Origin of the sequence: Pedobacter africanus (assembly GCF_040548825.1) — a bacterium.
Taxonomy (GTDB): Bacteria; Bacteroidota; Bacteroidia; order Sphingobacteriales; family Sphingobacteriaceae; genus Pedobacter; species Pedobacter africanus_A.
Map to the genome: position 1 here is coordinate 2384234 of NZ_JBEPSL010000001.1, position 14740 is coordinate 2398973.

A 14740-nucleotide genomic window follows, 5' to 3' on the forward strand; every position below is an offset into this window, starting at 1 on the left:
ACAAACATTTTCAGAGCCTGGAAAATTATTCTTAGCTGGAAACCATCTGGAACAAAAACAAACTACAGAAAGCGGCGTAGCAACAGCCAGTATTTAGTACTGTCATTTAAAATTGTTTGCTTAACTTTAAGCACTAATCTACCGATTATGAAAATACTTTTGCTTGCCTCGCTCATTTGCTGTCTCTTTTTGACAAGTAATGCACAAACCATCAAACCGTATAAAGCTATTTTAGAAACCGAATCAGGTAAACTGAAAGGTATTCTACAAAAAGTGGATTCGACCAATGTTATTCTAAATATTGATGGCCGGTTTACAGCTATCAAAATATCGGATATTCAATTGGTAAAAATCAGAACGATCAAAAAGCACTATAAAACCCAGGATTTCTTAAACGATATGCCCCAAACTGAATACAAGGTGGATCAAAAAGGTGAGATGGTTGATCACTGGGGCAATAAAGCGCCTGGTTTGAAAGACGAAGCAGCCGCAGCAACCTTTGGCGTAATTCTGAATGGATTGTTTAATGTAATAGCGTTTCCGATCCATGCCGTCAATCCAAATATCGCCAGGTTTGATTTAAAAGACAAGAAAAAATCTAAGCAATTAAGCCAGTTGGTTTATTACTCAATTAATTACCAAAGTAGTCCTAATACCCATTTAGCAGACCTGAAAAAGCTCAAAGAAGTTTCAGAGAAACTAAAATAGCATATAATTCTAAAAACACTGCAACTACATTAGCCCCGTAAACAGCAAAGGTTATATCCTCATTATTTTAAACTGCGTAGTGACATTATCATATAACTGAACATCAATTTTTCTATTAAATCTGCTTTGTGCATAAAGAAATGCAACTGGTGGTAAGCTTCGTCCAGTAAATCCAACCATGCGATTTTCTGGTTGTCTTGCTCATTAAAAACTTCACTAAACTGTGGTACAATCATAGCAAAAACATGGGATATTGCACAATATTTTAAAGCTGATAAAAATTACAATATGCCATTTTATTTACAGGCACATGGGTACCTCTTTTTGAACAACATGATAAAAAATAAATAGCTATTGATTGGTCTCTATCTAGATGTTAAAACAGGTAATAAACCAGGAACAAATAGGTAATCAAACTCAACTTTGGCTTCAATATCCTGAGTGCTTTTTTAACATGTGTTCGCACGGTATGCTCAGAAAGCTGCAGTTTGACCGCTATTTGCTTATATGACAGGTAGTCCTTTCTGCTCAGTTCGAAGATCTCTTTCATTTTAGCCGGTAACGACGAAATTTCCCGCTCTACCATACGCTTCATTTCCCTTTCCCTAAGCCTGTAATCGGCCATATAAGTATCGCGGTCAATAAAATCGCGCAGCGAATCTATATACTTGTTTTCTACCTGCCGGTGCGAAATGCGGTTAATGATGCGGTTGCGGATAGCTGCATACAGGTAAGCCGATAAGCTCTGCTCAAAGGTGATGCTTTCACGACGCGTCCATAAGGTCTCAAACAACTCCTGAACTACATCTTTCGCCTCTTCCTCATCTCGTATGGTTTTACAGGCATGTACAAAAAGTAAACCGTAAAAACGGTCAAAAATAACACTAAATGCCATATGATCTCCGGTTTTAAGGAGACCAGCCAATTCTTCATCAGTTAATTGGTTGTAAGGCATAGTTTAATTTTCTGATATAATTTTAGTGATTAATCACCGTTTTCCATTGCAAATCACCCGATACTTCCATCCCCCTGCTGTCGGTTACCGACAAATACCATATGTTTGTTCCGGCAGGCAGGCCGGGTAAAGTTATCTTGTTATTTTCAGTTTTCAGTTCTATCCGCTCCCATTTTTTATCTTTTATCAAGGGCGATGCATCTGTAGTGTAATTCAGATAGGCCTTATCAACAGGTGCAGCAGCTTTAAAAATCGCAGTAATTTTGTTTCCGGAAAACTTTGGTGCCTGCATAGCCGGCAAAGGCGCTGTGTGGTTCAGGTAGCTATCTATAAACGTAAAAATCTCTTTGTTTGCCCAGCCATACGAATGGTTATGTTTGAGGCCGATTTTTACAGACAGGCTCCTGTTTTTAACAGAACTGTAAGTTTTGGCATAGCTATCCAGGTAAAAATGGCTGTCGTTGGTGCCGTTTACAAAGAGGATGGGCATTTTTGCTTTTTTCAGGTATTGCGATGGATCGTATTGTTTGACCCAGGTGGCACTATCGGTCTTCCCGAGTTTTGCCAGGTCCTTACACATGGCGGTATTATAAAACAGGTAACCGCAGCCATACACGGGTACTACAGCTTTGTAGCGATCGTCAATCCCAGCCAGTGCACAACTGATGATCCCGCCCCAGCTGATGCCTGTAAGCGCAGTTCTGTTGCTGTCCACTTCCTTAAAACTGCGGATCAGGTTATGTGCCAGCAGCACATCGCCTATGGCCTGGTACATCCACTGCTCATTTAAATTTGGGGTGATGGTAAAATAAGGTGTTCCGGATTCCGGCTCATCAAAACCACCGGCAATATGTTTTTTATTGAAATCGTTGCCGCGCAAATCCATGGCAATAGCTGCATAACCTTTTTTGGCCCACATAATGGCCCAGTTTTTAAAAGCAGTGCCCCCGCCGCCATGAACCAGCACTACCGCAGGCAATTGCTTATCGTCCGTGCGGTTGCCGCTCAGGGTACCCGGACTGGCGTAAAAGGCATATACATTTTTGGCTTGCCCTTTATAGCTAAGTCCCTTGTAAATGATACCTATAGCAGAATCAGTGCTTAAGATTTTATAAGAAGGTATGTTGTAAATCTCTTTGGTATCCCAGAGGGTATGCTTTATCTGGGCATTTCCGCGGGGCATGGTAATGATGCCCCATACAGCTGTTAGCAATATAATTTGATATCTGGTTAGCATCCTGACCAAAGATACTGGATTCAGGGCGGGTTGCCCCTTAAATTATTGGCCTTTTATTCAGCGATTTTGGCTTACGGTTACACTCCACTCCTGTCCGCTGCCAACTTTATAGGTATTGGCAAAGCTGCCCTGGTTCAGCGCAAAAGACAACTGCATCAAACTGTTAAAGTAAGCCAGCGGCTTTCCGGTAGCAACCGCCCCAAAGGTTTCCAAAAATGGCATATCCCCCTGGTATACCTGTTTACCGTTATGAAAAACAGAGAGCAGCAGTACATCGCCATATTTAATGCCTGCTTTTTTAAGCAGCTGCTGACTGATGTTTGTCCACACGTTGCCATACTGGACATCAAGGATAGCAATATTGCCCTTAAGTTTTCCGTTTTCAAGAACCGCTTTTTGGTAAGGAATGGTAACCACTGCCAAAGGCAGCGCTGCCCCAACCTGCTCAAAAGTAATGGTACCCGAGGCCAGGCGTGCGCCGGTATAGGCATATACATCGCGGCCGTGAAAAGTATAGGACTGGCCTGAATTGCTGCGCCTGTTGATGGCTTCATCAATCTGTCTGAGACCGGCCATGCCAAGCTCTTCAGCAACCAGCGTTAAGGTGCCATTATCCGGAGTTACTATAAACTGTCCGGTTTTGGTTTTTAACACCACAGATTTGCGTTCTGTACCTACTCCAGGATCCACGACAGAGACAAATACCGTTCCTGCTGGGTAATAAGGCACCGTTTGCACCAGCCTGTAAGCTGCCTCCCAAATGTTGTATGCAGGAATTTCGTGGGTAAGATCAAATAGTTTCAGATCGGTGGATACCCCCATGGCCACGCCTTTCATTGCAGATACCGCGCCATCTTTTAAACCGAAGTCGGACTGAAACACCAGTATCTTGTTCTGGGCACAGGCCACACTGCCGAAACTTAAAAATAACAGCATAAAAATAGCGTTCAAATGCATTTTCATTTCCATAGGCTTTAAAATTCCTCCGTAATATAGTCGCTCGGTGTTCTTCCAAACTGTTTCACAAACTCTTTACTAAAGTACTTGCTGTCACTGAAACCCACCATATAAGCCACCTCATAAACCGTATAGGCGTCCTGTTTAAGCAGTTGTGCCGCACGTTTTAAACGCACGGATTTGATAAAGTTGTTGACAGTAAGCCCGGTCAGGGTCTTGATTTTTTTGTATAAAATAGGCGTGCTCATCCCCACTTCGGCGGCCAGGATGTTTACATTAAAATCATCCACACTAAAATTATTTTCGATGATGCCCATGATCTTGTTCAAAAACTCCTCATCGGTAGATTCGATCAGGATGTTGGAGGGCTGCAAGGTGATCTGCTGACTAAACTTACGCCGCATGTTGGCCTGCAGCGACAACAGGTTTTTGATGTTGAGCTGCAGTACATCTATACTGAAGGGTTTGGTGATATAAGCTTCGGCACCGGTTTTTAGCCCGCTTACTTCATGGATGTTTCCCGAACGTGCCGTAAGGAGGATAATCGGGATATGGCTGGTACGGGGATCTGTTTTCAGCGTGCGGCACAGTTCAAGCCCGTCCATAACGGGCATCATTACATCGCTGACGATGATATCCGGTATCTTTTCAAAGGCGATCTCCGCGCCCCTTCCTCCATCTTCAGCCTCCAGGATATGGTAAAATGGTTTCAGCGAAGCTTTCACAAAATCACGTATTTCCGGGTTGTCTTCAACAATCAGCAGGGTCACCCTTTCTTCAGCTATACCTTCTTCTGTGAGGGCAGGCTCTTCTTCCAGGGCAATTTCCTGTGGCAACCGGTACAGGTCCGGACTTTCTACATTCACGTACTGCGGTATCAGCTCGTCTTTTTTAAAGTGCTGACTGCCGGTTTTCAGTTTAAGGCAAAAGCAGGTTTGTATATTCGTTTCGCCAGGCAGCTGGTTGGGCAGCAACAGCAGATCACCATGATGCAAACGGGCTATTTTTCTTGAAAGTGCCAGTCCAATTCCTGTTCCGCTGTGCCTGGAAAGCGGATCTTTTACCTGGTAAAAATTGGTAAATATTTTGTCGCGGCTATCTTCCGGTATTCCTTTACCATTATCAATTACGCTAATCTCTACATAACCTTTCTCGCCCCGTTTTACAGAAAGCACAATTACCCCATAATCGGGTGTAAATTTAAAAGCATTGGACAGCAGGTTAAAAAACACTTTTTCCAGCTGGCTGTGGTCAAAATAAACTTCAATATTATCCTCACTGCTCTTAAACTGGTAATCGATATGGTGTTTGATGGCCAGATACTGGAACGAAAGGTAGATCTCTTTGGCAAATTCAACGATATTTTCTGGCGAAACATTAAGGGTCATTTTACCTGCTTCTTCCTTCCTGAAATCCATCAGTTCGTTAACCAGGCGCGTAAGCCGGCCGGCATTCTTTTTAACGGTAAGCAATCGCCTGTTTAGGCGGGGCGACTCTTTTGTATCGTTAATCAGGTTTTCCAGCGGGCCAACAATGAGCGTTAATGGTGTCCTGATCTCATGAGAAACATTGGTAAAGAAGTCCATTTTCATCTGGTATACTTCGTGTTCTTTCCTTAGCAAAGCCCTTATCCACAAAAACCTGAACACCAGGAAAAGGATGGCAGACAGGCAGATCCCATAGATGAGATAGGCCCACCAGGTTTTCCAGAATGGAGGCAGCACATGGATGATAATTTCCTCCGGATAATCTGTCCAGACCCCATCGTTATTGGCGCCTTTTATCAGCAATTTATAGGTACCTGAAGGTAGATTGTTAAATGTAGCCGTGGGCGAGGTTACAAAGTTCCAGTCCTTATCTACCCCTTCGAGTTTATAGGCGTACTTGTTCTTTTCAGACTTGATGTAATTGAGTACGGCAAAGTCGAAGCTGAAAATATTTTGGGAGTGGGAAAAAGTGATCTCTTTGGTAAGGCTGATGTTGCGGCTCAGCAAATTGCTTTCATCGCCAATGGCAACAGTTTTATTGAAAAGCCTGAGCCTTGTAAAAATAACTTTCGGCACCTTTTTATTTTCCCTGATCTGATCGGGAAAAAAGCTGACCAAACCATTATAGCCACCAAAAAAGAATTCGCCTTTGCTGTCTTTAAAAAAGGAATTGTAGTTAAACACATTTCCGGGTAGTCCATCCTGAACGGTAAATGTTTTGAATACCTTTTTATCGAATTTGGCCAGCCCATCGGCTGTGCTGATCCAGAGGTAACCATGATGGTCTTCCAAAACGCCAAGCACCACATTGCTGGGCAGGCCATTGGCCGTAGTATAGAATTTTATTTTGTTGCTGGCAGGATGGTAGCGGATAAGGCCGGAATCGTAACTGCCCAGCCAGATGGTACCTTTTATGTCTTCCTGTATCAGGTTGATGTCATCAAAAGTGCTGATATTGTCGGCTACAGTAAACCGTCTTACCTGCTTTGCATTTGGCCCCAGGATATAGGTACCGGAATTGGTTGCAATCCAGATGTTTTTTTTTGAATCTTCAAACAGGTAGCGGGTAAACTTAAGGTCCTGCTGATTGCTTTGCCGGGTAAACGGACTGAAATTGTCTTCGTTTTCGTTATACAAAAATAAACCATGTGCCCTGGTCCCTACCCACAGCCTATCCTGGCTGTCGTGCAGCAGGCAAACAATTCTGTTGGAATTCAAGGCTTTAGGATCCGACGGATCCGGTTTATAGTGCTTAAAACTGTTTGAGCCGGGCAGGTATACATCCAGCCCTCCTTCATAAGTACCGATCCATACCTTACCTTTTTGATCTATAGAGATCGCTTTAACCAGGTTGGAGCTTAAAGAACTCGGGTTTTCCGGATCGTGTTTAAAGCTGGTAAACTTTCCCGTAGCCCTGTCGTAATAATTCAGTCCCTCGGCCTCGGTACCTATCCATAAATTGTGTTTTTCATCTTCTACAATAGAACTGACCACATTACTGCTGAGGCCGTTTTTGACTGAGGTAGATTTATAACCTTTAAAAGGGGTTGAATTGGCATGATAGAAGTTTACCCCACCGTAATAGGTACCCATCCACATAGACCCGGTGGCATCCTTTAAAATGTCGTAAATGGAGTTTTGGTTTAGGCTGGATGGATCTTCGGGATTGTGGTTAAGTACAGTAAATGTCCTGGTTTCAGAATTAAAAATATTGATTCCATTTAGCGTAGATACCCATAAGCGCCCGTCCTGGTCGACCTTAATCTTCCGGATCACATTGCTGCTGATGCTGCCAGGCAGCCCTTTTCTGGCTGTAAAATGTTTAAAGATACCGGTTTTTGGGTCGAACAGTTCAAGGCCATTGTTGTGTGTGCCCACCCAAAGGTTGTGTTTTGGGTCCTCAAAAATGACACTGATATCATTATCTATCAAGCTGTTCGGATCACCTGGTTTGTGGTAATAGGATTCGAAGCGGTAGCTCCCTTTTTGCTGAATGATTTTGGTAAGCCCCTGAAGTGTACCCACCCAGAGATTGCCCTGGTAGTCTTCACAGATGGCCTTTACCAGCTGATGGGCAATCCCCAGTCCAGGTTTACCAGGTAAAAATATTTGAAATTTACCATCGGTACCAAGTTTATTCAGGCCGCTGTCAGTACCCACCCAGATGTTGCCCTTTTTATCTTCATAAAGGCTCCTGATGATGTTGTTGCTCAGGCTGCTGCTGTCTTTTGCATTATGCAGGTAGCGTTTAAAGGCATTTTTCTCGGGCAGGTAACGGTTCAATCCTTTTTGTGTACCCACCCATAAGTTTCCCTTGCGGTCGGTAATCAGCGCATTGATGTTCTGGCTGCTGCTCAATGAGCTTTTATTCCCTTTTTCGCGCTTATAGATCTCAAAACTGCGGGAATTGTATTTATTCAAACCATCCTTGGTACCAAACCACATAAAGCCCATACTGTCCTGTGCTATAGAAAGGACGCTGCTTTGGGAAAGTCCGTTTTCGACGGTAAGATGGTTGAAACTCATCTTGCTTTTTTGTCCATAAGCCACGCCATAGCCCAATATCAGGGCCGCCAGGAGCAATAGGTTATTCCGGCAAAATAATGGCGACATGTGCAGCAATTTGGTTCAGTGTAAAAATAAGGTTTTACTTTCACATTCGCTATTGCCCCTTATAAAAAGTGCCTTTTGTATAAATACGCAGAAATCCTTAAAAAGACTCCTGCGCATTAAAACTACTTACTACCGAAGACTTTCTCCAGCTACAGATAAAAGGTTTAATAATCCAGCCGTTCCGGGTTTAAGGATGCTAAAACATGCCCACCATCAATCCTGCTGATGCGCTGTAATAACTCCTGATGGAATTGGCATTTCCATGTCCCGTCAGGCTAATCGCGAGCCCCCTGGTCATAAAGAAGTTGTACCTCAGCTCAAGTGGCAAGCCAAATGTAACGCGTTCCTTATATTTATTGTGATAAGCATAATAACCAGGTTCATCCATTCTGAGCTGCACTGTTTCATGGACAAACGAAAGACCTGTCCCGACCTGAAACTGCAGGTTATTTAAAAAAGTAAAGCTTCTGCCGGCGATAAAATTAAGGTCAGAAAACCCGGGTACCGGATCATCCTTATGCCGCCTGTCTTTTTCATAAGGCTCGATAAGTGAGGAGGCCTTAATCTTGAAATAATTGTTTTCAAGTTGCAGTGAAATTCCGCCCTGTACCGCAGAAATCCCCTTATTGGTCCTGCCAAATTCCATCATCATGTAAAAATTATTAAACTTTTCCCTTTTTGATGAATCTTCCTGCTGTGCAAAAGCCGCAGTACAGCTCAGCACATTGTACATTATACCGGTTAAAATCATTCTTTTCATATCCTTATATTTTTAGGTTACAGAGCAAATGTAAAAACCTGTAAAGCATCAGATTATCTCAGTAAAATACACAAATCACAAATCATAATGTTTAGAATTATTTTCATATATTAGATATAAAATTTATAATCTTAAAGAATAATAACGGCAATAGTTTTATGCTATTAAGAGAATATCTCCCAAAAAAATCACTACAAACAATAATCTTTTATGACAGAGCTCCAGCGTAATTTTATTGAACGGCTAAAGCTGAGTTTACCACCTTACCAGAATGCTGCACAAAGTATAGCAGAATGCCTGCAGATCAGTCCGAATGAGGCTTATAAAAAGCTAAGAAACCAGAGTTCAGTTACCTTACAACAACTGGTAAAATTGGCCGATACTTTTAAAGTACCCATAGTTTACCAACCAGAACAGGCACCCACAGTTACGTTCAGCTATCCCAAAATATCTGGAGAAAAATCGGATATAGCCGAATATCTGCTGGATTTGCTGAACAACCTGAAACTGATTCATGCATCAAAAGAAAAGCACCTTACCATCGTTACCGATGACATTCCCCTCTTCCATCTTTTCAAATATCCCGAGCTCGCCGCTTTTAAATTGTTTTTCTGGTTTGAAAGCCTGGGCAACCAGCCGCAGAAATTTAACCGCAGTTATATTGATGATGATGTATTGAGGATTGCACAGGAGCTCAACCGGATTTACCTTGAAATACCGAGTACGGAAATATGGGCTAAAGACAGTATACATGGTAGCCTGGAGCAGATCAGATATGCCTTTGAAGCAGGATATATTGCCGACAATTCCCTGGCCGAGGACCTGGTAATGCAATTGCGGTACTGCCTTACCGACATGAACATGTATGCCATGAGCAGCAAAAAAACAATTGATGTTGCACACACCTTTAACTGGTACAACTGTGATGTGCTGGGAACAATTGCTTACCTGACGGAGATGAATGGCACCATGACCTGTTTTAACCGGTTCAACACTTTTAATTTTCTGAAAACCGAAGACCATGATTACTGTAAACAAACCAAAGCATGGATGCAGGGGCTGATGCGAAAATCAGTTTCTTTTAGCGGACAGGGAGAAAAGCACCGGAACAAGTACATTTACCAGGCTTTTCAGGAATGCGATGCCCTTATTGCAGAAATTTATAAAAATTAAAACAGGCTATAAAATCCTTAATTACTTAAAAATCCGGCTATTGCATTCAGGTACTCGTCTGGCACCTCTTCACAGGTCTTATTGCAAAGGGAATACTGCCCTGAATTGAATTTTTCAATAAAAATACCACTCTTGGGATCAAACTTCAGATAGCCCAGGTCAAAGAAACGTTCGGCCAGATCGCCGGAGGCATCCATAGACCTGAATTGCAGGGGCTTGATCACCAGGTTCTTTTTGTTAATCAGAAGCCACTGAAATTTATGCGCAGCAGATGCATCATCAGGGACGTATTTTTTGATCTCAATAATGCACAGGTCGTTATTGTCTAAAAAATACAGACATTCAAAATTAACTCGCATAATCTGGTTTGGTTTATTTGGGGTGCTAAACAAAATTCAGGCCAGTTACCGGAAACATCGCCAGGCATTATTATTTGTAATCAAGACTGCAGGAGCCGTTACCTATGTTACCCAAAACCGGAAATTATTGCTCAAAAATTCATACCCGATCATATACCAATTTGTACTTGGCTACTTTATTGTAACTTTAGGGGTATGCTGTTAACTTTCTTCGCACAAATGAAATTATTCAAAGTTCAATTCTTTACAGTACTGCTTTCTTCACTGGCCTTTTTTGCCGCTGCGCAGCAAAAACCCAATGTGATCTTTATTCTGGCCGATGACATGGGCTATGGCGACCTGGGCTGCTACGGACAAAAACGCATTGAAACGCCTAATATAGACCGGCTGGCTGCAGGTGGCATGCGTTTCACGCAGTTCTATGCCGGCACATCGGTATGTGCACCGTCCAGGGCCTCGCTGATGACTGGCCTGCATACCGGGCATACCCCTATCAGGGGTAATTATGAAATCAAACCTGAAGGACAGCTGCCGCTTCCCGATTCAGCCTATATCATACCCGAGATGTTTAAAGCTGCAGGCTACAAAACCGGGGCCTTTGGCAAATGGGGAATGGGTTATCCCGGATCTGAAGGCGATCCGGTAAAACAGGGGATCGACCAGTTTTACGGTTACAATTGTCAGCGACAGTCCCATAACTTTTTCCCGGACCATTTGTGGAACAACCAGCAGCGGGTGGAATTGAACAACACCCTAACTGAGCAGCGCTATTATGCTCCGGAACTGATCCAGCAACAGGCCATGGCCTTTATGGAGCAGAATAAATCCAATCCCTTTTTTCTGTACCTGGCTTATACCCTACCGCATGCAGCCCTGCAATTGCCAGCCGGTGATCCGGTATTTGAACATTATAAAAAGAAATTCAACGAACAGCCAAAAACCATCGGAAAAGATTGGAATGGCATAGGCTATCAGCCCCAGGCCTACCCCCATGCAGCTTATGCCGCTATGGTAACGAAGCTCGATAATTATGTAGGCGAAGTAGTAGCCCGGTTAAAGAAACTAGGGCTGGACAAAAATACCATGATCATTTTCACGAGCGATAACGGCCCACACAAAGAAGGAGGAAATGAACCTGCCTTCTTCAACAGCAGCGCGGGGTTTAGGGGCATAAAACGTCAGCTTTCGGAAGGTGGCATCCGTGAACCGATGATCGTTAACTGGCCAGGAAAAATCAAAGCCGGGCAGGTATCCGATCATGTGGGTGCTTTCTGGGATTTCATGCCAACCTTCGCTGACCTGGCTGGGCAAAGCCTGCCAGGTCGTACAGATGGTCTGTCTATTTTACCCGTCCTGCTCAATAAAGGCAAAAAAACGCAACATGAATTCCTGTATTGGGAATTTCATGAAGATGGCGGCAGGCAGGCCGTCCGAATGGGCAAATGGAAAGGCATCCGTGAAAAAGCCATTAAAAATCCAAACGCAGCCATAGCGCTATATGATCTGAGCAACGATCCGGCAGAAACAAAGAACCTCGCTTCAGCATTTCCGCAAGTGGTTGATAAAATCAGGAAAATCATGCAAAATGAGCATATTGAACACAAAGATTTTCCTTTTTTTAATTGAGCCTGTATTCCTGAAACTTGCCTAATACCGGGCTGTAATAAGTTCTGTAGGCATGCCTTTTCTGACAATCCGCACAGCCGCAATCCCCGGCGGGGTGCACACAGTGGCAACATCTTTCACAACCGTTGGGGTTCCTGTCAAACAGCATGCTGATCTCCCAGTCCCATTCGTTATACGTTTTCATACGCCCTCCTTTCAAAGCCAGACATGAGTCATCTGACAGGTTAAAGGTAGGGCAGATTTAATCCTGCTGAAATGCAGTATCGTTAAAAAGGCAAAATCAATAGCCGAACCGGCTCATCAGGCCGTTGATTTATAATGCATGCATAGCTTTTACTGCAATTTCAATTTATTTACTTAATTTAAAGGTAAATTTTTCCTCATGAAGCATCTTTCCCTGTTGTTTGTACTTTTATGGCTTACTAATCCGCTTGCCGCACAACCGGATACTACTCAGGAAAAGACCCCCCAGGAATCGCCACTGGTAAAACAACTGAAAAAGATCGCAACAGACGGGGCCATTAAAAGCCGGCGGGAATTCAGCGAAGAGAGAATGGCCAACAGGCAGCGGATCATGCTGGAATATGCCCGCAACCTGAACCAGCAAGCCAAATTGCTGCTCAAAAAAGCTATAGATACCAATCATCTGAACCAGTTTCTTAAGGATACTAAAAAGTCGCTCGAAATTGTAAAGGATGGCATCTGGATTAACCCGGGAAGTAACCAGACCCAACGCAATCTTACGGTATCTGCTGCAGTGCTCACCGAGCTTTCTGCCAGACTGGCCAGACAAAAACAACTCCTCGATAATTATGCGGCTAAACTTACAGCCATAAAACTTAAAATCGACTCGCTTTCTAACGATCCATCTGTTTATGCCTTGCCTTCGGATTCGGCAGGATTGATCAAGTATGTAAAAAGGATGTATGTAACGGCGAAAGAAATGGCTCCGGTTGATTCAGCCCTGGAAAAGGCTACGGCCAACCTGGAAGAACTGCAGTTAAGAACGGACCTGATGGCCTATGAACTCCGCTCGGTACAGGGCGATATCGACATTTACAGCTCCAGGCTGTCGGCCCATACCTTTGACCAGGAATTTCCCTACATCTGGACCAAGCCGGTAAAATCCAGGCCACTTGCTGAAATACTTGCTTTTTCCATAGCCAAAGAAAGCATGATGCTCAGGTTTTATGTAGAGAACCATTTGCTTTCTTTACTGCTCCTGTTTATACTGATCATTTGCTCCTGGTATTTTCTACGTTCCCTTAAATACCAGCTCCATCAGGAATCATTGCTAAGCCAGGATTATAACGAACAGCTGGTTGTACGATATCCTTTATTATCTGCAATCCTGATTGTGCTTTCTATCTTTCAGTTTGTCTTTCCTTCACCACCTTTTATATTCAACACTGTGCTTTGGGTGGTTTCAGCCATATGCCTCTGGCTCATTTTCCATCAGCACATCAGTCCATACTGGCAGCGTTTCTGGACGGTAATTGTACTGCTCTTTATAGCGGCGAGTGCCGAAAACTTCATTTTACAGGCCTCCAGACCAGAGCGTTACCTGATGCTTGCACTTGCTGCATGTGGCAGCATCTACGCGGCTTTTATCCTTACTACAGTTCATAGAATTGAACTCCGGGAGAAAAAAATAAAATACGCCATTATGTTTCTGTTCATTTTGCTGGTAGCCTCTATACTGTTTAATATTTGCGGACGTTTCAACATTTCCAAAACCCTTTTAATAAGCGGGTATATCGGTGTGGTTACCGCTATTGTTTTTTTATGGGTTATCCGTCTCATTAACCAGGGCCTTACGCTGGCCTTCAAAGCCTATAAACAACCCAGTGCCCAATTGTTCTATGTAAATTTTGAACGTGTAGGTGAAAACACGCCCTGGCCATTGTACCTGATATTTGTTTTGGGGTGGATTATGCTGGTGGCACGCAACTTTTACAGTTTTAAGCGTTTCTCTGTTCCTGTTATTGATTTTTTAACTTCCGACAGGACAATTGGCAGCTACAGCTTTTCCATTATGGGCCTACTGGTCTTTATCCTGATCCTGTTTTGTTCCTTTGTACTTTCCAGACTGGTATCGTATTTTGCTACGGAACCCGATTCCTTTCATCAATCCGGAGAAAAACGTAAAAAACCGCTCGGCAGCTGGTTGCTGATCGTCAGGATATTCATCATCACCATAGGCCTTTTCTTTGCTTTTGCAGCCGCGGGCATCCCACTCGATAAATTTGCAATTGTGCTGGGCGCGCTAGGCGTGGGCGTGGGTTTAGGCCTGCAGGGTCTGGTAAACAACCTGATCAGCGGATTGATCATCTCTTTCGAAAGGCCTGTAAATGTAGGCGACATTATAGAGATCAATGGAAAAATTGCCACCATGAAATCCATAGGTTTCAGGAGCAGTATCGTAACGAGTTCTGATGGGCCTAATGTCATTATACCCAATGGCGAATTGCTGAGCAATCAGCTCGTCAATTACAGCATGAGCAAGAACATTAAAAAATGTAGCCTCATGGTGGGTGTAGCGTACGACAGTAACCTCGAAAATATCCGTAACCAACTCAAACAAATTTTACAAGACGATGAAAGGATTCTTCATTTCCCTGCACCTGATGCTTTTTTTAAGGAATTTGGTGATAATGCAATAGAAATGGAAGTGATCTATTGGGTCAGGAATATTAAGGAATATTTTCCCTTGAGGAGCGATCTGATATCCAGAATTACTACTGCCTTTAAAGCAGAAGGCATAGTCATTCCTTTTGCCCAACAGGAAATTTTTGTTAAAAACCTGCCGGGAGACCATAAGGAAAAATAGCTTTATTTTGTATAGAGGATCGGTGCACTTACATC

Annotated in this window: 11 protein-coding genes; 4 read left to right on the top strand and 7 right to left on the bottom strand. The window is 43.3% G+C overall.

Annotation, left to right across the window (positions count from 1 at the left end; genetic code table 11):
• Window positions 1-147 precede the first annotated feature (147 nt).
• Window positions 148-708, top strand: coding sequence for a hypothetical protein (locus ABIE26_RS09705; RefSeq protein ID WP_310137341.1), 561 nt, complete (start codon window positions 148-150; stop codon window positions 706-708).
• Between the two features lie 376 nt (window positions 709-1084).
• On the opposite strand, the gene ABIE26_RS09710 is transcribed toward ABIE26_RS09705, so the two are convergent.
• The 5 genes from ABIE26_RS09710 to ABIE26_RS09730 form a co-directional block, all read right to left on the bottom strand.
• Window positions 1085-1663, bottom strand: coding sequence for an RNA polymerase sigma-70 factor (locus ABIE26_RS09710; RefSeq protein ID WP_310137339.1), 579 nt, complete (start codon window positions 1661-1663; stop codon window positions 1085-1087).
• Between the two features lie 22 nt (window positions 1664-1685).
• Window positions 1686-2900, bottom strand: a complete 1215-nt coding sequence (locus tag ABIE26_RS09715; protein WP_310137337.1) for an alpha/beta hydrolase family protein — start codon at window positions 2898-2900, stop codon at window positions 1686-1688.
• A gap of 57 nt (window positions 2901-2957) precedes the next feature.
• Window positions 2958-3836 (bottom strand): SAM hydrolase/SAM-dependent halogenase family protein, encoded by an 879-nt coding sequence (locus tag ABIE26_RS09720; RefSeq protein WP_310137335.1) that lies wholly within the window; start codon window positions 3834-3836, stop codon window positions 2958-2960.
• Window positions 3837-3874: 38 nt separating this feature from the next.
• A complete protein-coding gene (locus ABIE26_RS09725; RefSeq protein WP_310137334.1) occupies window positions 3875-7957 on the bottom strand; it encodes a hybrid sensor histidine kinase/response regulator transcription factor in 4083 nt (1360 codons plus the stop codon).
• A 196-nt stretch (window positions 7958-8153) separates the two neighbouring features.
• Window positions 8154-8717 carry a hypothetical protein gene (locus ABIE26_RS09730; protein ID WP_310137332.1) on the bottom strand — a complete coding sequence of 188 codons (564 nt, stop codon included), beginning with the start codon at window positions 8715-8717 and terminating at the stop codon, window positions 8154-8156.
• A 210-nt stretch (window positions 8718-8927) separates the two neighbouring features.
• Between ABIE26_RS09730 and ABIE26_RS09735 the strand changes: the two genes are divergently transcribed.
• Window positions 8928-9890, top strand: a complete 963-nt coding sequence (locus tag ABIE26_RS09735) for a hypothetical protein (RefSeq protein WP_310137327.1) — start codon at window positions 8928-8930, stop codon at window positions 9888-9890.
• Window positions 9891-9907: 17 nt separating this feature from the next.
• Here ABIE26_RS09735 and ABIE26_RS09740 read toward each other — a convergent pair whose 3' ends face one another.
• Window positions 9908-10249, bottom strand: a complete 342-nt coding sequence (locus ABIE26_RS09740; RefSeq protein WP_310137326.1) for a hypothetical protein — start codon at window positions 10247-10249, stop codon at window positions 9908-9910.
• 219 nt (window positions 10250-10468) lie between these two features.
• On the opposite strand from ABIE26_RS09740, the gene ABIE26_RS09745 reads away from it, so the two are divergent.
• Window positions 10469-11875 carry an arylsulfatase gene (locus tag ABIE26_RS09745; RefSeq protein WP_310137324.1) on the top strand — a complete coding sequence of 469 codons (1407 nt, stop codon included), beginning with the start codon at window positions 10469-10471 and terminating at the stop codon, window positions 11873-11875.
• On the opposite strand, the gene ABIE26_RS09750 is transcribed toward ABIE26_RS09745, so the two are convergent.
• Window positions 11868-12059 carry a hypothetical protein gene (locus tag ABIE26_RS09750; protein ID WP_310137322.1) on the bottom strand — a complete coding sequence of 64 codons (192 nt, stop codon included), beginning with the start codon at window positions 12057-12059 and terminating at the stop codon, window positions 11868-11870. The two genes, ABIE26_RS09745 and ABIE26_RS09750, sit on opposite strands and share 8 nt — an antisense overlap.
• Before the next feature lie 198 nt (window positions 12060-12257).
• Here ABIE26_RS09750 and ABIE26_RS09755 point away from each other — a divergent pair, with 198 nt between their 5' ends.
• Window positions 12258-14705 (top strand): mechanosensitive ion channel family protein, encoded by a 2448-nt coding sequence (locus tag ABIE26_RS09755; RefSeq protein WP_310137320.1) that lies wholly within the window; start codon window positions 12258-12260, stop codon window positions 14703-14705.
• The last annotated feature ends 35 nt before the right edge of the window (window positions 14706-14740 follow it).

Excerpts from the sequence above, each read along its gene's own strand:
- ABIE26_RS09705 (WP_310137341.1), top strand. The coding sequence starts at position 148 with ATGAAAATACTTTTGCTTGCCTCGCTCATTTGCTGTCTCTTTTTGACA.
- ABIE26_RS09710 (WP_310137339.1), bottom strand. The coding sequence starts at position 1,663 with ATGCCTTACAACCAATTAACTGATGAAGAATTGGCTGGTCTCCTTAAA.
- ABIE26_RS09715 (WP_310137337.1), bottom strand. The coding sequence starts at position 2,900 with ATGCTAACCAGATATCAAATTATATTGCTAACAGCTGTATGGGGCATC.
- ABIE26_RS09720 (WP_310137335.1), bottom strand. The coding sequence starts at position 3,836 with ATGCTGTTATTTTTAAGTTTCGGCAGTGTGGCCTGTGCCCAGAACAAG.
- ABIE26_RS09725 (WP_310137334.1), bottom strand. The coding sequence starts at position 7,957 with ATGTCGCCATTATTTTGCCGGAATAACCTATTGCTCCTGGCGGCCCTG.
- ABIE26_RS09730 (WP_310137332.1), bottom strand. The coding sequence starts at position 8,717 with ATGAAAAGAATGATTTTAACCGGTATAATGTACAATGTGCTGAGCTGT.
- ABIE26_RS09735 (WP_310137327.1), top strand. The coding sequence starts at position 8,928 with ATGACAGAGCTCCAGCGTAATTTTATTGAACGGCTAAAGCTGAGTTTA.
- ABIE26_RS09740 (WP_310137326.1), bottom strand. The coding sequence starts at position 10,249 with ATGCGAGTTAATTTTGAATGTCTGTATTTTTTAGACAATAACGACCTG.
- ABIE26_RS09745 (WP_310137324.1), top strand. The coding sequence starts at position 10,469 with ATGAAATTATTCAAAGTTCAATTCTTTACAGTACTGCTTTCTTCACTG.
- ABIE26_RS09750 (WP_310137322.1), bottom strand. The coding sequence starts at position 12,059 with ATGAAAACGTATAACGAATGGGACTGGGAGATCAGCATGCTGTTTGAC.
- ABIE26_RS09755 (WP_310137320.1), top strand. The coding sequence starts at position 12,258 with ATGAAGCATCTTTCCCTGTTGTTTGTACTTTTATGGCTTACTAATCCG.